This is a genomic window from Sulfitobacter pacificus (assembly GCF_030159975.1).
Taxonomy (GTDB): Bacteria; Pseudomonadota; Alphaproteobacteria; order Rhodobacterales; family Rhodobacteraceae; genus Sulfitobacter; species Sulfitobacter pacificus.
In genome coordinates this window covers 1-25,530 of record NZ_BSNL01000004.1, presented here as the reverse complement: position 1 = coordinate 25,530, position 25,530 = coordinate 1, and the positions used below count along the sequence as shown (strand labels likewise).

At 58.9% G+C, this 25,530-nt stretch carries 29 protein-coding genes and 1 pseudogene; 19 read left to right on the top strand and 11 right to left on the bottom strand.

What is annotated here, in order from left to right:
• Nucleotides 1–23: 23 nt before the first annotated feature.
• Nucleotides 24–206 (top strand): annotated as a pseudogene (locus tag QQL78_RS18615) (transposase); the annotation flags it as partial.
• Nucleotides 207–420: 214 nt separating this feature from the next.
• On the opposite strand, the gene QQL78_RS18610 reads toward QQL78_RS18615, so the two are convergent.
• The 3 genes from QQL78_RS18610 to QQL78_RS18600 form a co-directional block, all read right to left on the bottom strand.
• Complete coding sequence (locus QQL78_RS18610) at nucleotides 421–648, bottom strand: hypothetical protein (protein ID WP_284375968.1); 228 nt, start codon at nucleotides 646–648, stop codon at nucleotides 421–423.
• A 167-nt stretch (nucleotides 649–815) separates the two neighbouring features.
• Nucleotides 816–1,073 carry a helix-turn-helix domain-containing protein gene (locus QQL78_RS18605; protein ID WP_284375966.1) on the bottom strand — a complete coding sequence of 86 codons (258 nt, stop codon included), beginning with the start codon at nucleotides 1,071–1,073 and terminating at the stop codon, nucleotides 816–818.
• A 124-nt stretch (nucleotides 1,074–1,197) separates the two neighbouring features.
• Nucleotides 1,198–1,458: a hypothetical protein gene (locus QQL78_RS18600; RefSeq protein WP_284376056.1), complete on the bottom strand. Its 261-nt coding sequence runs from the start codon at nucleotides 1,456–1,458 to the stop codon at nucleotides 1,198–1,200.
• A gap of 202 nt (nucleotides 1,459–1,660) precedes the next feature.
• Here QQL78_RS18600 and QQL78_RS18595 point away from each other — a divergent pair, with 202 nt between their 5' ends.
• The 16 genes from QQL78_RS18595 (at nucleotide 1,661) to QQL78_RS18520 (ending at nucleotide 14,387) form a co-directional block, all read left to right on the top strand.
• On the top strand, nucleotides 1,661–2,014 hold the full coding sequence (locus QQL78_RS18595; protein ID WP_284375965.1) for a hypothetical protein: 354 nt from the start codon (nucleotides 1,661–1,663) through the stop codon (nucleotides 2,012–2,014).
• 43 nt (nucleotides 2,015–2,057) lie between these two features.
• On the top strand, nucleotides 2,058–2,672 hold the full coding sequence (locus QQL78_RS18590) for a lytic transglycosylase domain-containing protein (protein WP_284375963.1): 615 nt from the start codon (nucleotides 2,058–2,060) through the stop codon (nucleotides 2,670–2,672).
• A gap of 107 nt (nucleotides 2,673–2,779) precedes the next feature.
• Complete coding sequence (locus tag QQL78_RS18585; RefSeq protein ID WP_284376055.1) at nucleotides 2,780–3,064, top strand: TrbC/VirB2 family protein; 285 nt, start codon at nucleotides 2,780–2,782, stop codon at nucleotides 3,062–3,064.
• A complete protein-coding gene (locus tag QQL78_RS18580; RefSeq protein WP_284375961.1) occupies nucleotides 3,057–3,335 on the top strand; it encodes a VirB3 family type IV secretion system protein in 279 nt (92 codons plus the stop codon). The genes QQL78_RS18585 and QQL78_RS18580 overlap by 8 nt, the downstream gene beginning before the upstream one ends.
• Entirely contained in the window at nucleotides 3,325–5,700 is a 2,376-nt protein-coding gene (locus tag QQL78_RS18575) for a VirB4 family type IV secretion/conjugal transfer ATPase (RefSeq protein ID WP_284375959.1), read from the top strand. The genes QQL78_RS18580 and QQL78_RS18575 overlap by 11 nt, the downstream gene beginning before the upstream one ends.
• On the top strand, nucleotides 5,697–5,864 hold the full coding sequence (locus QQL78_RS18570; RefSeq protein ID WP_284375957.1) for a hypothetical protein: 168 nt from the start codon (nucleotides 5,697–5,699) through the stop codon (nucleotides 5,862–5,864). Before QQL78_RS18575 ends, QQL78_RS18570 begins: the two co-directional genes overlap by 4 nt.
• On the top strand, nucleotides 5,854–7,008 hold the full coding sequence (locus QQL78_RS18565) for a lytic transglycosylase domain-containing protein (RefSeq protein WP_284375955.1): 1,155 nt from the start codon (nucleotides 5,854–5,856) through the stop codon (nucleotides 7,006–7,008). Before QQL78_RS18570 ends, QQL78_RS18565 begins: the two co-directional genes overlap by 11 nt.
• Nucleotides 7,008–7,817, top strand: a complete 810-nt coding sequence (locus QQL78_RS18560) for a type IV secretion system protein (protein WP_284375953.1) — start codon at nucleotides 7,008–7,010, stop codon at nucleotides 7,815–7,817. Before QQL78_RS18565 ends, QQL78_RS18560 begins: the two co-directional genes overlap by 1 nt.
• Before the next feature lie 17 nt (nucleotides 7,818–7,834).
• A complete protein-coding gene (locus QQL78_RS18555) occupies nucleotides 7,835–8,488 on the top strand; it encodes a VirB8 family type IV secretion system protein (protein WP_284375951.1) in 654 nt (217 codons plus the stop codon).
• 1 nt (nucleotide 8,489) lies between these two features.
• The gene (locus QQL78_RS18550; protein WP_284375949.1) at nucleotides 8,490–9,185 is read left to right on the top strand and encodes a TrbG/VirB9 family P-type conjugative transfer protein; all 696 of its coding nucleotides are present in this window, start codon (nucleotides 8,490–8,492) and stop codon (nucleotides 9,183–9,185) included.
• Complete coding sequence (locus tag QQL78_RS18545) at nucleotides 9,182–10,561, top strand: TraB/TrbI/VirB10 family type IV secretion system protein (protein WP_284375947.1); 1,380 nt, start codon at nucleotides 9,182–9,184, stop codon at nucleotides 10,559–10,561. The genes QQL78_RS18550 and QQL78_RS18545 overlap by 4 nt, the downstream gene beginning before the upstream one ends.
• A 3-nt stretch (nucleotides 10,562–10,564) precedes the next feature.
• Nucleotides 10,565–11,551 (top strand): ATPase, T2SS/T4P/T4SS family, encoded by a 987-nt coding sequence (locus tag QQL78_RS18540; RefSeq protein ID WP_284375945.1) that lies wholly within the window; start codon nucleotides 10,565–10,567, stop codon nucleotides 11,549–11,551.
• The gene (locus QQL78_RS18535; protein WP_095589381.1) at nucleotides 11,548–11,736 is read left to right on the top strand and encodes a hypothetical protein; all 189 of its coding nucleotides are present in this window, start codon (nucleotides 11,548–11,550) and stop codon (nucleotides 11,734–11,736) included. Before QQL78_RS18540 ends, QQL78_RS18535 begins: the two co-directional genes overlap by 4 nt.
• Complete coding sequence (locus QQL78_RS18530; protein ID WP_284375939.1) at nucleotides 11,733–12,137, top strand: hypothetical protein; 405 nt, start codon at nucleotides 11,733–11,735, stop codon at nucleotides 12,135–12,137. The genes QQL78_RS18535 and QQL78_RS18530 overlap by 4 nt, the downstream gene beginning before the upstream one ends.
• Before the next feature lie 6 nt (nucleotides 12,138–12,143).
• Nucleotides 12,144–13,223: a TrbL/VirB6 family protein gene (locus QQL78_RS18525; protein ID WP_284375937.1), complete on the top strand. Its 1,080-nt coding sequence runs from the start codon at nucleotides 12,144–12,146 to the stop codon at nucleotides 13,221–13,223.
• A gap of 453 nt (nucleotides 13,224–13,676) precedes the next feature.
• Nucleotides 13,677–14,387 (top strand): hypothetical protein, encoded by a 711-nt coding sequence (locus tag QQL78_RS18520; RefSeq protein ID WP_284375936.1) that lies wholly within the window; start codon nucleotides 13,677–13,679, stop codon nucleotides 14,385–14,387.
• Nucleotides 14,388–14,428: 41 nt separating this feature from the next.
• Here QQL78_RS18520 and QQL78_RS18515 read toward each other — a convergent pair whose 3' ends face one another.
• The 3 genes from QQL78_RS18515 to QQL78_RS18505 are packed head-to-tail and all read right to left on the bottom strand — an operon-like array spanning nucleotide 14,429 to nucleotide 17,120.
• Nucleotides 14,429–15,427 carry a CBASS cGAMP-activated phospholipase gene (locus tag QQL78_RS18515; protein WP_284375935.1) on the bottom strand — a complete coding sequence of 333 codons (999 nt, stop codon included), beginning with the start codon at nucleotides 15,425–15,427 and terminating at the stop codon, nucleotides 14,429–14,431.
• The gene (locus QQL78_RS18510; protein WP_284375932.1) at nucleotides 15,424–15,873 is read right to left on the bottom strand and encodes a type II CBASS E2 protein; all 450 of its coding nucleotides are present in this window, start codon (nucleotides 15,871–15,873) and stop codon (nucleotides 15,424–15,426) included. The genes QQL78_RS18515 and QQL78_RS18510 overlap by 4 nt, the downstream gene beginning before the upstream one ends.
• Complete coding sequence (locus QQL78_RS18505; RefSeq protein ID WP_284376053.1) at nucleotides 15,873–17,120, bottom strand: nucleotidyltransferase domain-containing protein; 1,248 nt, start codon at nucleotides 17,118–17,120, stop codon at nucleotides 15,873–15,875. Before QQL78_RS18505 ends, QQL78_RS18510 begins: the two co-directional genes overlap by 1 nt.
• A 189-nt stretch (nucleotides 17,121–17,309) precedes the next feature.
• On the opposite strand from QQL78_RS18505, the gene QQL78_RS18500 reads away from it, so the two are divergent.
• Together QQL78_RS18500 and QQL78_RS18495 are read left to right on the top strand one after the other, a co-directional pair.
• The gene (locus QQL78_RS18500; protein ID WP_284375930.1) at nucleotides 17,310–17,639 is read left to right on the top strand and encodes a helix-turn-helix domain-containing protein; all 330 of its coding nucleotides are present in this window, start codon (nucleotides 17,310–17,312) and stop codon (nucleotides 17,637–17,639) included.
• On the top strand, nucleotides 17,636–18,556 hold the full coding sequence (locus tag QQL78_RS18495) for an ImmA/IrrE family metallo-endopeptidase (protein ID WP_284375928.1): 921 nt from the start codon (nucleotides 17,636–17,638) through the stop codon (nucleotides 18,554–18,556). Before QQL78_RS18500 ends, QQL78_RS18495 begins: the two co-directional genes overlap by 4 nt.
• Nucleotides 18,557–18,720: 164 nt before the next feature.
• Here the strand turns inward: QQL78_RS18495 and QQL78_RS18490 are convergent, their stop codons facing one another.
• From QQL78_RS18490 to QQL78_RS18470, 5 genes are all read right to left on the bottom strand, one after another.
• Nucleotides 18,721–20,721, bottom strand: coding sequence for a type IV secretory system conjugative DNA transfer family protein (locus QQL78_RS18490; protein ID WP_284376052.1), 2,001 nt, complete (start codon nucleotides 20,719–20,721; stop codon nucleotides 18,721–18,723).
• Nucleotides 20,722–20,729: 8 nt separating this feature from the next.
• The gene (locus tag QQL78_RS18485) at nucleotides 20,730–23,063 is read right to left on the bottom strand and encodes a relaxase/mobilization nuclease domain-containing protein (protein ID WP_284375926.1); all 2,334 of its coding nucleotides are present in this window, start codon (nucleotides 23,061–23,063) and stop codon (nucleotides 20,730–20,732) included.
• Nucleotides 23,050–23,643 (bottom strand): helix-turn-helix domain-containing protein, encoded by a 594-nt coding sequence (locus QQL78_RS18480; protein WP_284375925.1) that lies wholly within the window; start codon nucleotides 23,641–23,643, stop codon nucleotides 23,050–23,052. Before QQL78_RS18480 ends, QQL78_RS18485 begins: the two co-directional genes overlap by 14 nt.
• 157 nt (nucleotides 23,644–23,800) lie before the next feature.
• On the bottom strand, nucleotides 23,801–24,007 hold the full coding sequence (locus QQL78_RS18475; RefSeq protein WP_007120662.1) for a hypothetical protein: 207 nt from the start codon (nucleotides 24,005–24,007) through the stop codon (nucleotides 23,801–23,803).
• A 538-nt stretch (nucleotides 24,008–24,545) separates the two neighbouring features.
• Nucleotides 24,546–25,475 carry a DUF2493 domain-containing protein gene (locus QQL78_RS18470; protein ID WP_284376051.1) on the bottom strand — a complete coding sequence of 310 codons (930 nt, stop codon included), beginning with the start codon at nucleotides 25,473–25,475 and terminating at the stop codon, nucleotides 24,546–24,548.
• Nucleotides 25,476–25,530: the final 55 nt, after the last annotated feature.

Below are 25,530 nucleotides of genomic sequence, written 5' to 3'. Positions count from 1 at the left end.
TGCAGACATTAGCTGCACTGCAGAAATCCAGCAAGAAGGCCGAAATGCTCTTCGCTCATCTCAAACACATTCTCGGGCTGGGCCGGCTCCGGCTTCGAGGGCCCTGCGGTGTGAGGGACGAGTTTACGCTCGCAGCGATCGCCCAGAACCTTCGAAAACTTGCAAAGCTAAGACCCAAGATCGCCGAAACAAGGATCGCGATATGATCGAACCGGCAAAACAACAGACCAACAAGCCGCCCAGTACAACGGGCGGAACAATAAGCCCGCGACCGCCGCTGCGAGGCCGCCAACCTCCCAAGTCACGGCGACTTCTTCAACAAAATAGGCTCCCTCGAGACCTTCGCTACCATCAACTCCAATGTCCGGTCTGCTAGCAGGCCCTCTCCATCAATCTTTGCTGGCTGCTACCAAACAAAACCTATCCGATGTCATTTCTTCGGATCCGCGTGAGTGCGTCGAAGTCGATTTCTTTCTTCTGTTCTTCATCTATATCCGGCCAGGCTTCCGACACCGGCTGGGGCCCGTGGACGTCCCACATCACCGCATGCGCGCCCGTAGTCCAGCAATATACCCAACCAACAATGCTGTGCCCATCGGTTCCGATCAGATTGGCGATCGCGACGCCTTCACCATTATCATCGTCCACTGTTTACTAACTTCCTGCACTTTGGCGCTGCAATCGCGGCAACGTGTTCCCAGGCCTCGCCTGCACAGCATGACGCAATTGGTGGATGTTGGCTGGCTACTCTTCCTTGAGGGAGCTCACTGCACGTGGGGACGTCCAATGCGGTACGTCCCAAAATTTCTTTGCTCTTAAATCCTGTGGTCGGACTCCGTGGCGGCTTCGACGATCGCCAGAACCTCGAAAGGGTCAAATCCAACGGCACGGGACAATGCGATAAGCTCAACGACGTCAATCCGGCGTTCCCCGCTCTCAACACGGGCAACGAATGACTGGTGGTGTCTGAGCTTGACTGCCAGTTCTTTCTGGCTGAGTCCTGCATTATTACGAGCGTCGACCAACGCCTGGCACAGAGCCTCCTGTCCTTTGCTTCTGATTGTTTTCGCCACGCGTCACATACCTTTTGTGACGTCGCTAGCGGATGAAATCTGTTATCTAAAAAGTAGATATCCGAGGGTGTTGTCGGTGCCTGGTTTTCATTGAGTGCAAGGCTGATGCACACCCAATCGCCCATCAATCCCCCACCCGTTCCAGAAATCGCCCGTAGTCTTGACTGACTTCGCGCGCTTCTTCGAAGGCACGCGCCCGCTCCTGGTCGAGGCAGCGTAAGTAATCCTGAACGTCTGTGATGTAGATCTCAAAGTCCCGCCGAATGATGTTTGCATAATCCCTGGCCGCTTGCGAATCGCTTGGGACGAAAGGCGGGACCGGAGCGAGACAAGATGCCGCTTGGCTTGCAGCCGGAGCGAGCGAAATAATAACCCAGAATTGCATGCGAATAAGCTGCCGCAACGTAAGATTTAAGTATTGACATATTTTCTTGATAGTCGCCAACGCCCATGCCTAGTGTCTGAGTGACCAAAATACAGTCAAATCTTCGCAATACATCTTGCGGTTGATAATATACTATCGTAACTCTGGGCTTCAAGTAGAAATGCCCGGGTGTTGCGCGTTTGAAGAAAGCGTGAACCGGGCCATGAACTGGGACATCGAAGCACCAAATGTGGTTACGGAAGCACGTTTCCGCGAACTCGTGGAAAGTGGCTATAGCGCTGAAATCCTATGCCAGGAGTCGGCACACAAGAAGGGCCCGAGTTATTACGGGGTCTGGATCATGCGCGTCATTTCTGACGATGGCATGGAGAAGCTGCTGGTCACCGCCCGTACCCGGACGACCTATAACGACATTAAGATCCGCGAATTCAAAACCATCACGGGCGTGGTCTCCTTCCTCATCGGTATCGGCTTCTCCCATGCCGATGTCCCGCTCGAAGAGGGCCAGCGGACGACACATAAACTGGCGGCAACCGATAAGGGCGGCAGCCAGTAGCCTTCTCCTATTCTGGTATCTCGCGGGTTCGGCCGACGCGCAAATGGTGCTGGTTATGGAGAGCGATGGCTCTCTGACCCCGTCCCGCTCCCAGAACAGCTTTGCCCAAAATTACAATGACGGCATCGGACAGGGTTCGGCCTCAGATAATCTCATAATTTTTGATGACTGGTACGCTGAACCAGAAGACGTTCAGACGGCAGCCCTCTCGCGGCCTGCACCCCTGCCCCGCGCCGATGTTCTCACGGCCATTGAGGCCACCGCACTACGCTACGCAGGTCATCCCGGGCTGCGCCGCGCGGAACTCTCGGTTCGCGATTGGCTAACCCTCTACCGAGCAAATATCGAGGTCGAGAGTGCCTACCGGCAGGATGCGGTCTCGAGCGCCGGTGCCATCGGCCTCGGCCAATTGATGCCAGCGACGGCGCGCAATCTCGGTGTCGACCCGCGTGATCCGCTGCAGAACCTCGACGGCTCCGCCCGCTACCTTGCGATGATGTTGGAGACGTTTGGCGATCCGCACCTGGCGCTCGCCAGCTACAACGCCGGACCCGATGCGGTCCGCCAGTATGGCGGCATCCCCCCCTACAGAGAAACTCAGAACCACGTGGCCCGTGTCATGGCCGTCGTGGCCCGATTGGAAGGATCAAATTCATGATGTACCAACCTTTTTGGAAATCACTCCTCAAATCACTCATCGGCAATGTCACGAGAACGCGTAGTGCGGTAGTGCATTGGCGATACCGTATTTTCCAAACAAGTTGGATTTCAAACCTATTCGTCGCCTCACTGGCGCTCATTCTGCTCTTTGCAGAACCGGCCCTCGCACAAAGCATCGATCTCTCCCCGATCCAGAGCCTGTTGCAGGGTATCGTCGATGCGCTGACCGGCCCGCTTGGCGTCGTCATCGCCACACTCGCCGTGCTCGGCGTTTTCTTGAGCTGGTTCTTCAATATCATCGATCTGCGCCAAGCCCTCTGGGTGCTTGTCGGCATTGCCGGTGTTGCTGCCGCCCCCACCATCGTTGCCGCGGTCTTTGCCGGTGGCTGAGCGTTCGCCCCTCTTTCTCGGCCTCGTGCGCCCGCCCAAGCTTCTGGGCCTGCCCATCATGTACGCGATGGTCTGGCTCTTCGGATCTGTGCTGCTTTTTGTCTGGGTTCAGCACATCGTGGTGCTGGGCGTAGCCGCTGTGCTCTACCCCGTGCTTTGGAAGGCCGCGGATTGGGACCCGCGTTTCATCGATGTGATGATGACCGCGATGCAAGAGACGCCACCCACGCGAAACCGCAGCATCCATGGCGGGGACAGCTATGCGCCCTAATACAGCACCGGATGACGCCCTCGATCTCCAGACCATGACGCCGGACTGGTATGCGCGCGAAACCCGCCTCGCGCACATGCTTCCTTACGTCAGCCTGGTTGGTGACCAAACCATACGAACCCGGGTGAACGAGCTTTTCCAGTGCATCCGGCTCGATGGGGTCAACAGTTATACGACCGATGATGCCTATCTCGACAAGGTGACCGCGCTCTTTGCCCGGATCATCGCACAGCTTGGGCCGGAGTTCAGCTACTACGTCCACAAGGTCTCCAAGGCGATCACGCAGGACCTCGAGCCCGTGCGCGAAGACAGTTTTGCCGGAGAAGTCGACCGGCTGTGGCGCACAAAACTTGAAACCAGCGGGCTACGGGACAAGACGCTTACCCTTACAGTCATTCACCGCCCGCCCCCCAAGAGCGTCCTGCCCTTCCTTAATCGCAGCGCCCCGGACCGGCTGAAGGAGGCGACCGAGAAACGCCTTCGCCGATTGGGCGAGGCTGTGAGCGTGTTCGTGTCAGGCCTGACGGAGCTGAATCCGCGCGTGCTCACGGCCAAAAGCGGCGAGTTGATCGGCTTTCTGGGGGCGCTCAACACTGGCCAGGAGTTGCCACTCTATCCCGCCAATACCTACGGCTTTTTGTCTTTCAACGTGGCCAATACCCGCGTGACGTTTCAAGGGGATCACTTCGAGCTTTCCGAAGGCGTGGTGGGTCGTCGCTTTGGAAAGAGCTTCACCATCGGGGAATACTCCGAGGCCACCTCCTGCACCATGTTCGACATACTGAACCTGCCCGTCGACATGATCGTCACGCATTCTTTCACGCCGATCAATTCGAACCTCATGGCGGGCCGCATCAAGCGGCAAAAGCGCCAGATGCAAGCCTCCCAGGATGCGGCGCTGTCGCTCATGGAAGCCCTCGATATCGCCGCCGATGATCTCGAAGCCAAGCGTCAGAGCTTTGGCGAGCACCACATGGTCGTGACGATCTTCTGCGATACGCTGGACGAGCTACAGACACTGAGCGCCGAGATCGTCAACGCCGCCGCCGCCGAGGGCGTGAAGATGATCGGCGAGCGGGTCGCGGCCAAGGCGCATTACCTGAGCCAGCATCCCGGCAACCAGCCGAAGCGCGTCCGCGCCAGCGCGATCACCAATCGCAACTACGCGGATTTCGCGGCCTTCCATCGGACTCAGCTCGGCAAGCCTACCCAGAAAACCCCCTGGGGCCAGGTCATCACCTACCTGCCCACGCCGGAGCAGAGCGCTTACCGGTTTTCCTATCACGAGCAAGGCAGCCCCGAAAAAGAACCGACCAGCGGGCATACCCTGATTATGGGTCGGCCCGGATCGGGTAAATCAGTGCTCTCAGCCTTTCTCATGACACAGGCCCGTCGAGCAGGGGCGCGGATCTTTGTCTTCGATTACCGTCTCGGTATGGAGATGGCGGTCCGCGCCAATGGCGGGCGCTACGCGTCTTTGAAAGCCGGGCAACCCACGGGCCTCAACCCGCTCTGGACCGAAACCGATGCACGCGGCACTGCCTGGCTCTCGGACTGGCTTGCGACCCTGCTGCATCGCGCCGACAAGCCGCTCACGCCGGCCCAGACCAATCGCATCCAGGAAGTCGTCCGCCAGAACGCGCAGGCCACCAACCCGGCCCTGCGGAACTGGCGGGATTTCGCATCGCTCTTTGTGTCCACCGATGATGGCGGCGATTTGCATCAGCGCCTTCTCGAATGGACCGAAGAGGGCCGGTACGGCTGGATCTTCGGACAGACGCTGGAAGACACCTTCTCTCTGGAAGGCGATGTGGTAGGCTTCGATCTCACCGGCATTCTCGACAGCGAGGCCGAGAAAGAACGCATGGCCGTCCTCTCCTATCTCTTCCGCCGAGTCGAACGCGAAATAGAGGACCGCCGCCCCACGATCATCATCATCGATGAGGCATGGAAGGCGCTCGACAATGCCTATTTCGCCGAGCGGCTGTCGAACTGGCTCGTGACCGCGCGCAAGCAGAACACCGTTGCGGTAATGATGACGCAATACGCCAGCCAGCTCGAGCGCACCCGAACCGGCAAGACCATCGTCGAAGCGGTGCCCACACAAATCCTGCTTCCGAACATCCGCGCACATGCCGCCGATTACGCGATGCTGAACCTCTATGAGAAGGAGCTGGACGTGCTTCTCAACACCGGCAGCGACAGCCGCCTCGCGCTCATCCGCGATGATCAGGGCTCCATTGTCGTAGATGCCGATCTCAGCGCCCTCGGACCCAATCTCACCATCCTCGGCGGCATGGAGAAAGGCGAGGCGCTCGTCGGCGCCGATTACCGCGACCGCCCAGACTTCTGGAGGCTATCATGACCCGCATTTTGTTGCTTCTCGCCAGCCTCGGCGCGCTGGCCTCCTGCGCCCAGTACCAGGAACCGCAGGTCAATTGTTTTACTTTCCTGGCCTCAACGGCCCCCGTCGCGCCGGATTGTACCTTCACGCCGATCGGCGCACCGGTGGGCGACATTGAAGTCTAAGCTGCCTCATATCCTAGCCCTTTGCCTGCTGCCCAGCATCGCCTTATCCCAAGGTGTGCCGACCAATGACAGTGTGCTGACCGTACGCGATATCATTGAGACCGGCGATCGCGAGGCCGACCTCGCCATTCAAGTGGCCAAGCTTGCCGTGCGCGAACTCATTGCCGAGATCGAGCGCGAACAATTAGCCACCCTGCAGCGTATCCTCGATGCCCAGACCAGCTTTGGCGGTCAGAGCTTGCCAGCCATGGTCTCTGGTCTGGAAAGCGGCAGTGGCGATCCGGACCGCTCCGTCGAGGCGGTCTATGGCACGGACGAAATCGATCCCAATCCCGGCGGTGCGCAGATGTTCGGGGATGCGGCAGAAAACATAGAGCAGCTCATCATCCGCGTCGCCCAGGAGACCAGCGGCTTTGCGGGCGTGGGGCGCGCCGGACTGTCCCCCGTCCAGTGGCGCGCGCTCCTCCAAGCGCTGATCTGGCAGGAAAGCCGCTTCACGATTGGCGCCCGCTCGCCGGTCGGCGCCTTTGGCCTCACCCAGATCATGCCCGGAACCGCCAGCGATCTCGGCATCAATCCGGAATACTATGACAGCCCCTACCTTCAGGTGCATGGCGGCGCGCGTTATCTCGCCACCCAGCTCAACACCTTCGATGGCAACATCATCAACGCGCTCGCGGCCTATAATGCCGGCCCCGGCCGGGTATTTGAGTATGGTGGCGTTCCACCCTTCACTGAGACCCAGCACTACGTCCAGGTCATCCCCGAACGCTACAATCTCTATCTGAGCCGCATCGGCGGGATCGAAGCGCTCGGCACCATCGATCCGGCGCTTCTCGCCAATGCGAACCTCTCAATCACGGGGCATGGCGCGGCCTTTTATGGCAACAGCTCGCCCGCCGCGATCAGGCAAGCCGCCCTGCGTATTACGGATATCGTCGAGCGGATTTCCACGACGGAAGACGTGCAGGAAAGCATCGCGCTCAACACCTATGCCCGTGCCGAACTCGTGCGCCTCGTCGCAGCCCGCATCCGGCTTCAGGCGGCGCGCACCCGCGTCCTTTCCGCCGAAGAGCTGGCACAGGCCAGCGCTCGAATGGCCGAGGGTGCATTCATGGAATTCACGATCAGGGAGATTGAATGATGGGACATTTACTCATGAGAACGGCCTTGGCCACGACGCTTGGGATCGGTCTGCATCTTGGCACCCTGTCCCCTGCCTTTGCACAAGGCGTGCCCGTCGTCGACACCCAGAACATCGCACAAAACATCCAGCAGCTCCGGCAGATGATCGAAGACGAGATCCTGCAAAACGAGCAGCTGACGCAGCTCCGCGAACAGCTTGCGACACTCACGGATCAACTCGCGGAGCTGCAACGAACCTATGAAGCGCTCACCCGCCTTGCCGAGCTTCCAGAAATCATTCGCACCGAGATGGAAGACGAGTTGAACGGTCTGCTCGACCAGGAGTTCGGCGACATCCTCGCCACCATCGAAGCCATCAAGACTGGAGACTTTTCAGGCCTCTCCGGCTCAGGCGCGGGCGAGATTGAAACCCAAATGGACCGGGTCCTGGCCGATCTCGGATTTGACGATGACACGCTTTCGGAAATGGCCACGAGCGGCAATCCGGGCGCCAATCGCGTGGCCACGCAAGCCACGACTGGCGCCCTCGTCTCAGCGGCGGCCCAGAACAGCTATGAAGATGCAGGCCAATCACTCGAACGCGTCGACCGCCTCGTCGGCCTCATCGACGACATGGACGAACTCAAGGAAAGCATCGATCTCAACACGCGCGTGACGGCGGAACTGGCGATCGCTCTCGTCGCGATGTGGCAGCTCGAAGCCGTGCAAACGGTGGGAGATGGCACCGGTGGTGTGATCGATGCCGCCACAATCGCCGAGGAGCAGCGCTTCATGGATTTCACCCTGCCGGACCTGCGGGCTGACTGATCGTGAGGGAATGAGGGGTGGCTACTGAACAGGAAATCATCGAGGAAGAACTGGTCTATGGAGCCCTGCGCCGTGAACGGCTCTGGCAACGCCTAGGGCTCATCGGCTTGATTTTCGGCATCCTCGGATGCCTGAGCGCGGCGGCTGTCGCGATCCTCGACGTCGACCCTCCCCCCGTCGTCGTCCCTTACGATCCCGCCACCGGCTTTGCCCTGCCCGAGGCGTCTGTGGGCGCGACGTCGGTCACAGCCAACCAGGCTATCATCGAAGCGGAAGTCTTCCGCTATGTGACCGACCGAGAAGTCTACAATCAGCTCGACAATGATCTGCGCATCCGTAGCGTCTTGCGCCGCTCGGACGGTGCGGCCGAGAGCGGGTTGCGCCAGATCTGGAACAGCGCCAACGAGAACTACCCGCCCACGGTCTATGGCCCGAATGCGCGGCTTGATGTCGAAATCCTCAGCATCAATCGCATCGGCACCAACCGCGCCACGGTCCGCCTGCGCAAGCGCCTGACATCAATCAATGGCGCCCAGACCGGGCTCTTCACCGCCACGCTTCTCTTCGAGTTCCGCCCCGAGACCCGCCGCTCCATCGATGAGGTCTGGACCAATCCTTTCGGCTTCACCGTCCTCGAATATTCCATCCGCTCCGACAGATTGGAGAACTAGTTTGATCAGTAAGTTCTTTGTTGCTGCCCTACTTGTCTTGCTGCCCGGCCTCGCCTTTGCCGAAGCCATCCCGCGCGGCGGTCCCAATGACAACCGGGTGCGCTTGGCCACCTATCAAGAGGGCCAGGTCTACCGCCTCAGCGTGTCGCTCACCCATGTTACCACGGTCGAGTTCGGGGAAGGCGAGAGCATCCGCTCGATCATTGCGGGCGACACGGAAGGCTTCGAGATCGACGGGGTGCCGGGTGGCCAGGCCTTTGCGATCAAGCCCGTCGCGCGCGGTGTCCATACCAACGTGACCGTCTATACCAACCGGCGCAGCTACTATTTCAATGTCCAGGAGACCCGCAGCCCGACCTTCTACGTCGTGCAGTTCCGCTACCCCGAGGACAATGCGCGGCCCACGCGTGCCATCGCGGCCCCAGCGCCAAACTACAACTACGGCGCCAGCGCACGCACCGAGTTCACCCCGACCCGCGTCTGGGATGATGGGACCTTCACGTATTTCGAGTTCCCGCGGAACGCGCCGGTGCCGGCGATATTCCGTTACGCCAATGGCCGTGAGCGGACGGTCAACACGCAAGCGACCGAGGACGGCGTGATCCGGGTCTCCGGGGTGAACGGGCAATGGGTTCTACGGATCGGGGAAGAGGTGGTCTGCATCGAGGCCACACCACCTACGGGGGTGGGATCATGAGCGACACCGGAAACGCGGACCTCGAGAAACGTCTCGCCGCCCTCGAGCAGGGCAAGGGCGCAGGTTCGCCCCCTGCCCCAAGGCGCTCACCGCTGCTCGCTTTGGTCGTTGTCCTCGCGATCGGCGCGGGCGGTACATTGCTCTATGTCCTGTCCCAACCCGAGGAAGAGGAAGCCCTGCCCACGGCGACACCGGACGTGTTCCAAAACGAAGGCGACGGGTTTGGCGCCATCGAAACTCTGCCCCCACCCGAACCCGAAGTGGTGCTGGTCGCACCCGAACCGGCGGAACCCAACGCCGAGCTTCTGGCGCAGCTCGCCGCCCTTCAGGCCCAGATCGAAGAGTTGCGCAATGCGCCCGAACCCGTCGTCGAAGAAGATACCGCTGCCGCCGAAGCCATCGATGCGCTGACAGCGCAGATAGCCGCCCTGCAAGCCGCGTCACAAGCCGCGCAACAGCAGTTCCGAGACGAACTCACAGCCCGTGATCGGGAATTGGAGCAACTCCGCATGGACCTCGAACTTGCGCAGCTTGAGGCAAACCGGCCCCTTCCGGCACCCATCGGTCCCACAGAGGACGAGTTGCGTGCACGGGAAGAAGAACGGCTCCGCCGCGAGGAGGAAGCAAGACGGCTCGCGGAACTTGAACGCCGCGCGGCCGAGGAACGTGCGTTTCGGGAGCGCCGCATCACATCGCCCACCATCGCCTTTGGCGGCACCTCGGGTGCAAATGAAACCGCGCTGACCGAACGCACCTTCGGCGAGGTGACGGATTTTGTGCTGAACGGCGCACTGCCCACGTCGGTGACGCAAGCCGAGGTCATCGCCAACCCGTCCAACACCATCATCCAGGGCACGATGATCCAGGCCGTCATGGAAACCGCCCTCGACAGCTCCCTGCCCGGCCAGACCCGGGCCGTCGTTTCCGAAGACGTGTTCAGCTTCGATGGTTCCCGCCTTCTGATCCCGCGCGGCTCACGCCTGATCGGGCGGTATCGCTCAGGCGTAGATATCGCGCAGCGCCGCGTTACGATCGCCTGGGACCGGATCATCCTGCCCGACAACCAGACGATCCAGATCAGCTCCTTCGGGGGAGACGAGCTTGGCCGTTCAGGTGTCACCGGCTTTGTCGACACTCGATTTGATGAGCGTTTCGGCTCTGCGGCGCTGATTTCTCTGATCTCCGCCGCGCCGAGCGCCGCCGCTGCAAATGTTCAGGACGAGACCACCGCGGATGTGCTCGAAGACGTGGGCGATGATCTTGCCGATGCCACGGACAGCGTGATTGGCGACTATCTCTCCATCGGCCCCGTTATCTATGTCGACCAGGGCGCCCGCGTCACCGTAATGGTCGACCGTGATCTGGAGATTTTCTAACGCATGTCGCTGAGCTATCTCCAGACCTCTCTCGACCGGATCGACGCCGCCGCACGCGACGATGTCATCGAGATCTGCATCAACCCCGACGGCAGCTGCTGGGGAGAATTCCAGGGCGATCACTTCATGCGAAAGCTGGACCAGGCGCTGACCGCAACAGAAGTCAAAGACCTGGGCAACCAGATCGCCTCTTCCGCCAATACCACCATGAGCAAGGATCGCCCTATCGTCTCGGTCTCGATCACCTACAAGGGCCGCCCGATCCGTGCGCAGGTCATCACCCCGCCCGCCGTGCTCTCTGCCATGTCGATCAGCCTGCGGTTCTTCTCGAGCCTGCCGCTCGATGGGATCGCGCTGGATTTCCTCTATGGCAAGGAACGCAAGCTAGAAGAACTCCGCCTCGAGAAAACCCGCGAACTTCGAGAGGTCGTGGCTGCAGGCGTCATCGACGATGCGCTGGCCTTCTGCGTCGACAACAAGCTCAACATGATAGTTTCCGGGGGTACGTCCACCGGCAAGACCGTCGCCGCGCGCAAGATCCTCTCTCATGTGCCTGCCGAAGAACGCATCATCACCATCGAAGAAGCCGCCGAGCTTCTGCCGACCCAGCCCAATGCCGTGACGCTCATCGCCAATCGCGACGCGGAATTCCAGACCGCCGATGTGCTGCTCACCGCAACGTTGCGGATGCGCCCGGACCGGATCATCCTCGGCGAGGTGCGCGGCAAGGAGGCGATGACTTTCCTCGAGGCGATCAATACCGGCCATGGCGGTTCCATGACCACCCTGCACGCCGAAACCCCGCAACTTGCCGTGCAGCGTTTAGCGATCGCGGCACTCAAGACTGAGATCCCGATGACCTATGCCGACATGATCCAGTACATCGAGAACTCCATCGATGTAATCATCCAGGCCGGTCGCCACGACGGCAAACGCGGCATCACCGAATTCTACCTCCCTGGCACAACCGAGATTGGAGCTTCCCAATGAAGACTTTTGAATATGACATCCTGTTTTTCCAGGTGAAGAAGCAAAAGGACTACGACGCGATGCGAAGCGCCTTGAATGAGCGCGGCGCGGAGGGGTGGGAAGTCATTACAGCTGAAGCCGGTGACTACGGCTACACCACGTTCTTGAAGCGAGAATCTTTGGCGACGAAGGTGGCTTCAGAATGATGCGGGTCGTTGCGACGGCAGGCTTTCTCGTCGTTTTCGGCGGGACCGCTGGCGTTGCTGAACGGAACCTGATCCCAACCCTCGAAAACCATCCGGATGTCTGTCCCGACCAGCCTCCAGAGCCACAGTGGATGCAAGACATCGATGTACGCGAGTCCCACAAACGGCTCCTGATCCAACAGATCTATCGGGCGCAGAGCATGCAACGCATCGTTGAAGCCCAAAGCTGTGGATGTTCGACGCGATATCCGTCTTGGGAGGCAGCTGAAGGCGTCTTCGTCGAGCATTTCGCCGCAACTGAATACTGGGACATCGTGGAAGCGACGTCAGAATACCGACGGCAGGCAAATGATCTTCGGCGCGAAGCCATGCCAATCTGCGAAGATGCTGGAAACTGGTAGGGTTCCATGAGTGTCGTCACCTACTTCGTGGAAACGGCTGAAGGCTATCTCAATGCCGCTGCCGAAACGCAATTTGGCGCGGTCGCCGCAACAGTCGGAACGATGCTCGTCCTCGGCACCACACTCGTCGTCATTCTGGTTTTCATCAACACGATCTACCAGTATCGCGCCATGGACGGGCGCACGGCCTTCTGGCTCGCTGTGAAAATCGGACTGATAGGCGCATTTGCAACCAACTGGGTACAGTTCAACATCCTTGCTGCGGCGATCCTGAGCGGGATCGACAGCATTGCCGGATCGCTTGTGGCCTCTGTCGGTGGCGGATCACCGGGCCCATCCGGCACCTTTGCCGAGGAGTTCGACGACCTGATTGCAGCGCTCGGAGACTATCTGAATGCCGCGGGATCTGAACTGAACTGGATGGCCGGTGCCCTGCTGGACACCCTCGGGGTTTTGCTGCTTTCGATCCTCGGCGGCTTGGCGGCGTTCATCGTCGTTGCGTCAAGGCTCATGATCGCTCTACTGATCGGGATTGCACCGATCATGATCTTCCTGACCCTCTTTGAAGTGACCAAGGATTACTTCGCGCGTTGGCTTTCGGCGCTGATTTCCTTTGCGATGTACCCTATCGTCGTGGCCGGCGTGTTCGCAACCATCACGGGTGTCTCGCGTGCGCTTCTTGCTGAGTTGGGCGACCCGGAGGGCGCCTCGAATATCGGCGCGCTCATTCCCTTCTTCATGATGGTGCTCATGGCAAAGGGCTTCATCATAGCAACGCCCTTCCTGGTTCGGGCGATTTCGGGAAACATCATGATGCCAGCACTCTCAGCCGGCTTCGGAGGAAGCTATGCCTTTGCCCGAGGGCTTGCAGGCAGCCAACAGGTCTACAACCGCTACGCCATCGGAGGCGCCACCGGGGCCGAATACGCAGCTCTGCGCGCGCGTCAATTCTTTGGTGTGCAAGCGTTGCCAAGCCGACCCAATACTGCGGGCGGGCCAACCGCCGCCCCGTCCGGCGACACAACCGGAACAGGCGCTCGAATGCTCGCGCAGCTTTCAAGGTTGGGTCGTCTGGGGAAACGGTAGCGGCCGATTGTGTTGAAAAACTCGAAAATCTAACCCGTGCATTTTTCTGCCAGAATCCGTGGCGACGGCCAACTTTAGACTGAGCACCCAATGGTGCCTCTGAGAGCCTCGGACATTGCCAAAGCTGGCGTCAGGCCGACCCCCTCGATGAATTTTTGGGAGGGCCTTCTATGGACAAGTTTTACATCCTTTTTCGCGAAAATTGGAGTTTTTCAACACAATCGGACCAGAGCTGCCGTTCGTTCTACAGTCTCGATGTCGCATTGCAACTCGGCATAGGAGACATTCGCTGCAAGTTAGGTTCAACTAAGATTCAGTCTTACTTCATGATATTCCTACGGAATATGGTCGTCTTTCGCAGGCAGCATCTATAAGCATATGTTTATGAAAAGCGAAAACCCGCGAGGACCTTTTACGGCTGTCGCGGGCATCTAAGAGGTTGAAGACCTAACTTTGTCTTCGATTGCCACTTTATATGGCGAAAAACGCCAAGATGTCAAGAAAAACGGTCTAGATCTCAAAAGGACCGTACGGAGCGGTAAGGCATTGGTTTCAAATATTATTTCGCAAGAACGGCTAACAAAATACCTGAAGGCAGCCGGACACGACCAAAGCCGAGCACTGACACTCTATGGGTGGAACATTCAAGTCAGTGAAGCCTTTTTCCCGGTGCTTGGTGCATCTGAAGTTTGTCTGCGCAACATCGTCTCCGCGAAGATGGTAGCCCTCTATGGGCAAACTTGGTGGGACGATCCCGTTTTTTTGGCCCAGATCAGGAAAAACGGTACGAGGATTGTCAAAACAGCCCGCGACAAGCTGAAAACCCAAGGCGCTGTCACATCAGGTGGTATGACAGCCGAACTCAATTTTGGCTTTTGGGTCAATATGCTTCTTCCTCGCCACGAACCTGTGTTTTGGCCAGATCTTCATGTTGCCTTCCCTGATCTACCGGCGGCTGTCACCTATGATGCCCTCTACAGAAGATGTGATGCTGTCCGCGAATTCCGCAATCGTGTGTTTCATCATGAGCCGATATTGCATCGCAACATCACCAAAGAATACAGCCAAATCATGGAACTAATCACTTGGCTCAGCCCTGACAAAGCCAAGTGGATCAAGCCATATTCACGTGTCATGACGGTCGTGCGACAGAAGCCCAAATAGAAGTATCTTCGAAGTGAAGCAGCGTTCTCTGGGTGCCATCACTAAGCTAGGAAAACACTTTTCACATAGTGCCCAGATCCTTCGACGAGAGCGCGGGCCGTTAAGGGCAGCTCTTGTGTAGCACGGGTGACATCATCCAGCCCGATCTGCTGAGCGCTTTCGGGCACATCAATGCGGACAACGTTTTCCTTTCCAGCTAGCAAATAAGCTTGCCCAAGTGCGTTCTTGGACTGCGCTCTGAATGCAGCGAGAAATGGAAGCGCAATGGCCCAGTCTTTGAGCCCACCGTTCTGCGCACGCTCACTCAGGGAAAATGTCTCCTCACCAGTTCCAATGGACAAGATGCGTATGTTTTCGAAAGGAACGTCAAAGCAAGCAACTGCATCAACTAAGGCATTCATGATCGGATTGTTTGCAAAGAGACCACCATCGACCATGATATAGCCGTCATTTTGAACCGCGGGAAACACTGTAGGTGCTGCGCTGGTATGCAGTGCGATTTCTACCATTCGCTTGTGCTGATCCAATGTGTAATCAGGGTGATGCGGTGTTTTGTAGATAAACGGCTCTCCGTGCAGCCCTTCAAAGCAGGGTATGACACATCGGATCTGCGCTGCGCCAAATAACTCGTCACCAAATTCCTCGCTGAGCGCAGAACGCAGTATTTCTTGGTCATGCTTTGGTTTGCTGACGGATTTGACCAGGCGGATCAGTCTGTCGGTGCCGATCAAGGGTGGAAAGATTTCCTCACCTTTGTCGAGATATATGCGAAGTGCATTCTGTGCAGTCAGTCCCTTGGCTAAGGCAAGCGCAATGATCCCGCCTGTCGATGTGCCTGCAACCATATCGAAGTGGCTCGCGATAGAACTGCCTGACAGGAACCGATTTTCAAGTTCTGCAAGGTACGCGGCTGGAAAAACCCCGCGGATACCACCTCCATCGATGGACAGTATCTTGAATAGACGATCTTGCGGCCATGGCTGTTTAATGCGCCTTTGTTGAATGGTACCGTCTGAGCGGCGCGGTTTGATTTGGTTCATTGGGCTTCCTCCAGATCAATTCCTTCTGAGGGGGGTGTTGGGTGTCGACCTCCGCCAGTCCAACGCCCCGTCATCAGCCAAAGTTCGTAGCAACTAAGCCAGTCCAAGGTCCAAAGCACGATGGTTTGTGAGATCAACATTGAGCCATCCCACTCATCGGTTCTTGGGTCGTAGAGACACAGGGTTGGATCGCTGGCAGGTGGGTAAACATGTGGAAGTTGTCCCTCTTCATTATCGGGAAGACGGATCAACTCAGGAGTAAGAACTCTGACATTCGGTACGTCAAAAAGGCAATATTCGATACTAACTTTATACCGCTGAAACTGTGGGCGAAGTTGCCCGACCCATCGGACACTTTCAAAGCACTGCTGACGTGGTTTGAGTGAGGGCCAGGTTACCTTCATGGCGGCAATCTGGTCCTTGATGAGGATCGGGCGCGGCTCCATCAGATCTTCTTTCCGAAGAAGGTATGATCACGCCCAGAAGCAATTACTTTTGAAGATCTCACAACCGCCGCGCTAGTGGCCGCAGCAGGAATGATGAGCTTGCCGGTGCGTGTGTATTGCTGAGAACTGCTTTTGATCGAGTACCCGATCTCATCGGCGATAGCATCGGCGGCGCGTGTTACGACCTGATCCCCAAATTGACTTCGCATCCATTCCATCATGTGCGGAGGCGACATCTGACCGCGCTTTAGCTGCTCCAATCCAGCAACCAACTCTTTGAGTTTTTTGGCATAGTCATCTTGCTGACTGACGCTCTCGGGCCAGCGATCTGTGAAGACATCCAACTCATGGCAGGGATTGTTCACTTTGATTAGTTGCCCATAAAGGGATGCGTTTTCGATCTCAACGATCATGAAACTTGCTTGGCGGATGACCATATCTGTCAATGACGTATTCGGTCGTGCCGCCGCTGCGGCGTAGAACGACAATAAGATCGAGGGCGCGACGCGTCCTTCATAGTCCGCAAACTGAATGTTGCGAAATCGCTTGTGGAGTTGAAGTGCCAGGGTAGCGGTATTCTTGACGACGAACTCAGTTGGTTCTGGGACATCGTCGACATCCGCGTCAGCACGATAGTTGCTCTTGTTCAATACTTCCCAACGCTTGGCAAAGCTGTCCACGACGCGCTGCTCAATGGGTGTTCGATCGCGGTAGTGATCTGCAAAGCCGTAAGCGTTCATAGGCACCATGTGGTCGTCAATTGAAGCCACTGGGCCCTTTGCATGACAAATATGGCTTTGGCGGTCGCAGGTGCCTATCTCTCGGATCGACGGCGAAATGTCCAAATGCATGCCATCTTGATAGTACAGCGTGACGCAGCGCGTCTGGCGGACGACTTTCAGTCCTCGATATCCTTTGAGAGCCTCTTCCAACTCTATCAAGATCTGCAAGGGCGACATGAAACGAAATCGACCACCTAACTGTGCAACGATGTCGAGGTCGTATTCGTCATCAGTGCCTTTGGTCGAAATCGTGGCGTCGATGGACATCGAACCTTGTGGGTAGAAGTGTTCGATTTGGTCCTTGAAGACGCTGGACGTCGATTCAAGGTGATTGCGTACCGCTTCGTAGCGGTCGACTGCCTTTTGATGCAGGCTTGGTGGAAGTTGGATGCTGAAAGCAATCTCAGCAAGAAGACGATCTACTGGATCGTTAAAGGGGTCGATGCCAAGCGGCGGGTTCATCATATTCAATTTTCTTCTCCATGTCGGATTCAAGGGCAGTTGAGCTGCGGATTTTCATGTTGTCCTCCCTAGGTTTATTCACGATAGATTTATACCGAATATCGCTACTCCGAACATATACAATCTTGCGATCCAGAGTCAAGGGTGCTACGGTTCGCCTACACCGAACAAGACCTTTTGAGTGGATGAGCCATGCCCCCCAAAGCCAAATTTGGTTCGAGAATCAAAGAATTGCGCACAGAAAAGAAAATGACATTGGACCAGTTAGCTGCTGCGACAGAGTCCTCCAAGAGCTACATTTGGGAACTCGAAAACAAGAACCCACCGCGACCATCAGCAGAAAAGCTATCAGCCATCGCAAAGGCGCTTGGCGTGACCGTTGACTACCTGTTCGGTGCCGATGAACAGACAAAGGCCGAAGCTGAGGACGTGGCCTTCTTTAGAGAATATTCTGAGATGCCTGAGCAGACGCGTATTCAGTTGCGTGCCATCGCGAAAACACTGACAGCAAAGAAAGAATGATTGTGCCGCAAAAAAAGCTGTCTCAGGCAATAAAACAATCCAACCAAATCACTCTGATGTTGGACCAGGTGCTTGGAAGTGACAGATTTGATCGTGGGCCAGTCGACATCGCAAACCTTGCACTAGAGTTCTCGTCTCACACCGCGCCAGAGTCGCCAATCCGTGAGGTTTTGGAGTTGGACATCCCAGGCTGTATGGGCGCGCTTGTCTACGGCGAGAGCAAACCGCGCCAATGGACGATTGTATCCCATACTGGCCAATCTGACGGACGCAAGGCCTATACCCTTGGTCATGAATTTGGTCACTACGTTCTCCATAGAAAGCTGATCGATGAGGACGAAAGTTTCGATGGGGGAATCTGGTGCGACGAGAGCAGTGTCTTGCGTCGCGAAGGCGTAGACATTGAGCAAGAAGCAGATGAATTCGCGGCTAATCTATTGATGCCGCTTCATGATTTTCGCAGGCAGATTTCAGCAAAGACGGTCCCGAGTTTCGACGATTTGAGCACAATCGCAAAAAGATATGGCGTTTCTCTCACTGCTGCGACACTTCGGTGGCTTGAATACACGGAGACTCGGGCCCTGCTTGTTGTTTCAAATGAGGGATATGCACATTGGGCAAAGACCAGTAAGGCAGCGTTGAAGACCGGCCACTTCATCAAGACACGAAACACCATGTACGAGCTCCCGGCTTCTGCATCCGCTGTAACTCAAGACTTTCGACAAGAGACAGCCGATGGAATTAGCCAACCCGCAGGTGTGTGGTTTGATGAACCAGTGGTGGAGATGTGCATTACTTCAAAACGGTACGAACAAGAGATGACGCTGCTACATCTTCCGCGCAAAGAACCTGTTCATCACGCAGATGAGATCGAAGAAGACGCATTCGATAAGTTGTCTGAGCCTTTCAGACGATAGCCATGTCACTTATTGTTTTGCTCCTGCGCAGCTGGCCAACGAGCTGAGATCGAAGCGCCCAAGTTTTCTAAGGGTCTTCTTTGCTGCAAAGGTGCGCTTGCTTTCGCACTTGCAGCGAATTCACACTTTACCGCCTGCCCTACAGACATACCATCCTCGCCACCCTATCGAGCAACCAGCTTTTCGCCATCCCCCTCTCGCAACATCGCTTCCATGTCGTCCAAGCCATCGACTGCAGAGCGCATTTGCGCCTCACCCGCGGCGCTCGCAGCCTCCGCATCCGCGACGTGGCCCCCAAACTCCATCTCCATCTGCCGCTGTTCCTTTGCGACGACAGCTTGAACTACAGGTGCTGTCTTCTTTTTGGCGACATCGGTTTGCCCTGAAGAATTGCCACCAGCAGCCTGGCGTCCGGCCACCACATCGGCTTCAGATCCACTGGGCCCGTCCGGCGGCGGTGTCATCGGCATCGCGCGCATGCTCAGCGGCAGCGTGCCTTGCAGTCCCCCTCCCCCCAGTTCCGGAAACGGCAATTCGCCTGATTGCGCATCGTGAATCGCCTTAAACAGCCGATCGTTAAAATACTGGATCCGTTTAGCACGGACAGGCATTTGCGCATCGATGACCATGACGATCTCGTCGAGCGGCAGGCGGCGCGCTTCGTCTTCAGGGAGCAGAGAGCTCTCTTCGGTCCGTGTGGATTGGCTGCGTCCCTCAAAGGGGTTCTTGCCGATGGACTGGGAGCGCGTGACGACAGTCTTGGTGGTCTTGCCGACAGCCTTGCTCAGCTCCTCGACGGTCTTTTCATCGGAGGGCGTCAGGTAGAGCTTCACGCCCGCATTCCCCTGCAGGGCGCGGCGGGTGTTCTCGCCGTAGATTTCATCGAGGGCGGGGATGGTTTGGGTGACCACGGCCAAATGGCCGCGATAGGTCCGCAGGGTCTCGATGCTCTCGACCACGATGGGCATCTTGCCGAGGCGATTGAACTCGTCGAGCATGATCATCACCGGCCAAGGCTCGTCTGGCCCGGGATCCTTTTCCTGCATGGCAGAGAGGAGATCGGAGAAGAAGAGGCGGATCAGCGGCGCGAGCGGCTTCACCATCAAGGGCTGGACCACGAGATAGACCGAAAAGGGCTTCTTGCGGATCGTCCGGAAATCAAAGTCTGACACCGCCGTCGCCTCATCGATGGCCGGGTTCTGCCATTGATCGAGCCCCGAGGTCATCAGGAGCGAGACATAGGAGGTCAGCGTGTCGTTGTTGGTCGAGGCCAGCCGCGTGAAGATCAGCTTGGCGGCCCGGTTGTCGACCTCATGGCCGCGTGCGAAATACTCCTTCTGCTTGTTCCCACCCGAGGCGGCGATGCGGTAGATTTCGCCCAAGGTGGGGCGCTTGCGCTGGAAGGCCAGCAGGCCTGCCGCCACGAAGAGATCGATCCCGCCCTTGAGGAGGCCCTGCACTCGGTCGTTGTCGCTCTGCAGGAAGAGCGTCGCCAGGAGCTGCAATTCCATCTGCTGGCGCGCGGGGTCTTTCAGTTGATAGATGCGCAGGAGCGGGTTGTAGCGATGTGTGCGCTTGCCCTCCCAATCGGTGGGGGCAAAACGATAGACCTTGTCGCCCTGGGCAGTGCGGTGCCGGGCCGTGGCCTCAAAGCATTCGCCCTTCACATCGAGCGTGACGGCGGAGCCCTGCCAGGTCAGCAGGTTCGGAATGACGAAACCCGTGGTCTTGCCGCGCCCGGTGGGGGCCACGATCAGCGCGTGGGGGAAAACCTTCGAGCAGATGTATTTCGTGCGGGAGCCCGGCGGCCCCAGCTTGCCGAGGATGAACCCGGTGCCGGGCGCCCCGAAGAACCCATTGGCCTTCATCTCGCGCGCGGTCTGCCAATGGGTCTGGCCAAAGCGTGTGAGGGCGGACCCTGAGAGAGCGAGGCTCAGCATCAGGCCGGCGGCGGCGAAGCTGCCGATGATCAGGTGAATAAGTTGGGCATCATCGGGGCGGCGATCGAGGATCGCCAGATAGTTCTGCGCGATGTAGGCAAAGTCGATCTCAGCCCCGAAGCCGAGATCCTGGTAGGTCAGTACCGCCGAGGCGATGGTATAGCCCATGGCCCCGGTCACCAGCGTCACAAGCAAGACGCCCGTGGCGATCCGCGCTTTTCCCATGGAGGCGCTCAATGGATTTGTCCCCGCTCGGTCTCTCCATCCACGACTGTCGCGCGGTGTTTTTCGTATTCGGTGTCGGCAAGATCATCGACCACCTGGCGCAAGGCCTCCGTGTTGGCCGTCGCAGCATCGGATTGCAGATAGACCTTGGCGACATAGAGCCGGTCGAGGCGGTCCTCGAGAACCTTGTCCAGCGCATCGGCATCGCCAGATGTGAGCCGGTCGATTTGGCGCACGTCCAGCACCCGCGCGATCTCGTCGCGAAATGCGTCCCGCTCCGCCTCGGTCTCGAAGGGCGCGGACAACTCCCCCGCCCGCTCATGCTCCAGAACACGCGTAATCTCGTCTGCAAGGCGGTCGGCACGGTCAAACTGCAGCGCAGTTTCACCGCGGGCTGCGAGGAATGCGTCGCGCGTTCCAGACCCAAGCCCATCGCGCATCTCGGTTTCGCGGCGGACCTGATTGATGGCCTCCGTGTCGCGTATCTCGACGACGGCCGCATAGGTCGCGCCGAGCCCACGGGCGAGGTGGGTCGGCATGTCCGGATAGCGCTCTCTGAAGTCATCTGCGACAGCATCCGCAACGGGCGTACGGAGGTCGCGTCCCTCCATGATGCGGTCGACTTCGCGGGTGATCGCACTGGCGCGGGCTACATCGGTGATGGTCTCCCTGTAGGGTTCAGACCGGTCGATCACATCGTCCGGACGGGCGAGCAGGTCCGGATGGGCCTCGAGATACGCGCGCTGCTCCGCCTCGATCCGGCGCTCTGCCTTTGAGACCACCTCCCAATCCCGGTCCTCGATCTGCTGTGCTGTCAGACCCTCGGCGCGCATCTCCTGACGGATTGTCCCTTCCATCGCCCGCACTGCGTCATCCTGATAATGGAACCACTCGCTGACCGGTTCCGCTTCCACGACGCCATCCCGGCGCAGCACGTTTTCCCGTTCCAGAAGCGTGCCGAGTTCAACGTGCACATCGTTGAGAATGTCGCGCGCCTGTTCCAGATCGGCGCGGCGTTCGAGGTTCAGATCGCGCGCCTCGGCCACCTTGGAGAGATCATCGGCGATCCACTGATGCTCGAGCGCTGCATTGGAGGCGCCCGTCTCGATTCGGGCCACCACTTCCGATGTGCTGACCCCGGTTCCGCGCAGGGCTGCGTCGATCCGCGACCGGAGGCGCGGCTCAGTGAGGCGCTCCAATTGGTCCTCCTGTATGTTCGCCTCTGAGTAGACCCCACCTTCCGACGGCGCCTCGGACAACGTGCTCGAACGCAATCCGAGCGGCTGCATGTGCTGGACCTGCGTCTGGATCTCGATAAGGCGTTTTTCCAGCACGGGACGTTCCGCATCGGACTTCTCAGCGATCATACCCTGCACCCGCGCGAGCTTTTCCGCATAGAGGCTTCTCAGATCCTCGAAGCTTTGATCCTCGGCCATATACACATCTCCTGTTCGGTCCACCTGTCCGCCATGCGCCAGCACCTCGCCCGCGCGGAAGAGTGCCGCGGCAATATCCTCGCGGGCTTCACGCGAAGCCTCCGCGGCAAGCGAATGGTAGACGGTTCTGGTATTGGCGATCTCCGCCAGCGTCCGCGTGAGGTCCTGCCCAACGCGTTCCCGCTCGCGGGGCGCGCGGCCCTCTTCTTTCGCCGCATAAACCTCGCTGGTGCGGGCTGGGTAATGCACGACGCCGCGCTCCACCCGCCGTGTGGCCTCCAAGCGCACGCCGTATTTCTCGGCCTCCTCGACCATGGCGAGGCGGAAGTCGTCATAGTTGAAGCGATGATTGCGGCCGAGGAAGAAGAACTCGCCTTCCTGCGAGCGGCGGTTCAGCACCAGATGCGCATGCGGGTGATCGCGGTCCTCATGCACCGCGATGATGTAGTCGAAATGCCCCTCATCGGTCTGGAAGAACCGCTCAGCCACATCCGCCGCGATATCGCGCACATCCTCGCCGCGCGTGCCGATGGGGAAGGACATGAGCATGTGGGTGGTCTGTCCGAGCTTGGGCTTGAAGCCCGCATCCCACCGCTTGGCAAAGCGCTCGGTCAGGTCCTTGATGTCACCCGCCTCGAGCTTCGCCTTGCCATCCAAGAACCCGCTCGAGTCGACGATATGCGTGGACTTGGTGGTGAGGTAATCGAGCTGGTTTGCGAGCTGCGATTTGGTATGCGTGCCCCCGCCCCGGATCGCCTTGAAGACTGCTGGCCGGTGCCCTGCTGCCGCGCGCACAAGCTGGGTCTGCTTGGCCACATGCAACCCCTGCATCGAGCCCCGGACGCGGCTCCAGCCATCCCGGAAGACCTCGCCCGTGACGGCATGGACAGCATCATTCAGCCGCATGGGCAAACTCCCTCAAAGCGGCCGTAGCCTCGAGCTGCATCGTGTCACGACGGCGGCGCAGAAGCAGATCGATCTCGTCAGCAGAATCCAGAATGAACCGCGCCAGCCCACGCATCTGGGCGAGGCGCAATTCGGTGAACTCGGCACTCGTGCCCCCCACGGCCCCCTGCCCCATCCGGTTGGCCCGCGTCATCTGCTTGGCGATTTGCGCGACCCCATTGCCGACCTCGTGCAGAGAGGCGCGGTAACGCGCCATCTCGGCCGCCATCTGCGCGTCCGGGACAAACACCCCACCCGCCGCCTGAATGAGCCGCCGCAACCCCTCGGCACGGCTCTCGATCCCGGCCTCGGCCAGCACCTCGTCGAACGCCGCAAGCTCCGCAGCCGTGACCTTCACACTGATCGCTGAGACCGGAATTGCGGTATCCGTCTGGCGCTCGGCATCGGCTTTGAGCGTGTACTGGATCGCCCGCACCGACACGCCAAACCGTTCCGCCAGCACTGAAGTGGAAACGCCTTCCGCAGCTTCGCGAACGATCTCCATGCGTTGCGCACTGGTGAGACGTTTCGAGCGAGACATGCGAAGAAAGACCCCCTATTTCCTGCCACCTTCCACCAAGGCTGCCCCCAACTTACGATAATATACCTAGATGTCAATTATATACTTACGTCGCACTCAGTCTCAGGCAGCCTTGGTGTCCGCTTCCCCAGCAGCCCGCAGAGCCGCGTCAGAGGATTCAGTCCTGGGGGTCCTTTGCGCTCGGCGGGAACATCACCAGCTCCGATACCGCGACCGGGAAGTCGAGCTTGAGGCTGAAGAACTCTGAGCCATCCCCATTGCGGGTGTTGCGGAACATCGCACCCACGCGCTGAAAACGGGTGCGCTCCTGGCCATCGGTATCGGTGAACTTGACGGGGACGGTGGCGACGTAGTGGTTGGTCATTTGGGTTACTCCTTGTTGCGATGGGGATCACCCGGCACGGGGGCAAGAGGCCCAGTCGCAAGCGCAAATGCGGAGGGTCCGCGGCCCGCCGTGGAAGCCGTATTTGTGCTTGCCGGAGCGTCAGCGCAGGGCACGAACGGGCCGACCCCGTGCGATCCACATCTATGAGCAAAAAGGAGTAACCCAAATGACCCCTGCCATCACGCCGGCGCCATCCTCCGCGTCCTCGTCCCGCCGATCCTGGCCGAGGTGCGGACGGAGCCCGCCCGCGTGGATGCGATGTTCCGAAACACGCCCCGAGGGACGTGCAGGTCTTCAGCCTCATGTGCGACGTCTCGACCCCACACGTCTTGCGCTGCTGACGATGTGCGTGAGATGCGCACCATCCCGAGCCCATACCGATGCGGATGGGCCGCACTCTGACGGACCAGGTAGAGCGATAACGGTGCTGGCCGCCGCGAGCTGCCGATCACGCGTGACCGACCGCACGCGCCATGAGACATGACGAAAGGGCCGCGCGAAGCGCGACCCCCTCTCTTCAATCCTGCGACGCCTTCTTCGCCGGGTCCGCAACCCGCATGACCGTCAGGCCTTTCGCTTCCGCCTTCTGCCCGAGGTTCAGCGCGACCCCGTTGCCGCCGAAGAGGACAACCCCCGTCGCCGCGAACTTGTCGTCCAGCATTTCGTCGTTGCACTTGAACGGTGCCGCCCGCCCGTGCGCGGACCAGCGCGGATCGAAGCGCGCCTGCGCTATCCCGCGTGCCCGGGCCCACCGAGCCGCAATCATCTCCGCCCCGTGCTTGCCACCCTTGTGGCAGAGGAAGATCTCCTGGTTGCGGTTCTGCTTGATCCGTTCGCGAACCTTGTCGAGCGTGTTGAAGATCACATCGACATCAGTCCAGTCGGTGGCGCCCGAGACGATCAGGGGAACCCCCTCGACTTTTGACTTCTCGGCGGTTTCACGGTCATGCTGCTCCAGCAGTTGCCGCGCTTCGAAGACCGCCCCGGTCTCTTGCGCCCGGACGCTTGCGCGCGACCCGGCTGCCGGGATAAAGGCGTGGCCCGTCTTGACCTCGTAGCATTCCGCCGCTGCCTCGCTCATCACCTCGATGGCGCTGACAATCTCGCGCAGTTGCACAAAGCGCGCCTGCGCCTCCTCAATGGCGGTCTCGGCGATCTCCGATCCGTCGTGAGATTTTGCCAGGGCACCGATCTTGTCGGCGGTGCGGTCAACCTCCTTGCCAAGCGCTACCTTGCGGCGCTGCAGGATTGTCGCGAGCCCATGGGCCAACGGTTCGATTTCCGCTTCGAGCCCGGTCCCACGCAGCGGACCGAGGAGAGCCTCGAAGCTTTCGCGGATGATGCGGTCGGTCAGGATGTGATCCTCCGGGATCGGAAGCTGTGCGCCTTTTTCCGTAAGCCCGAAAAGCTCGATGGTCTCGTAGGTGTTAGCGGTGTCGTAAGCCATGTTCTTTCTCCAGATATTGGGTTCGACCACCACGTGAGTGTGGGGGCATGGCCGA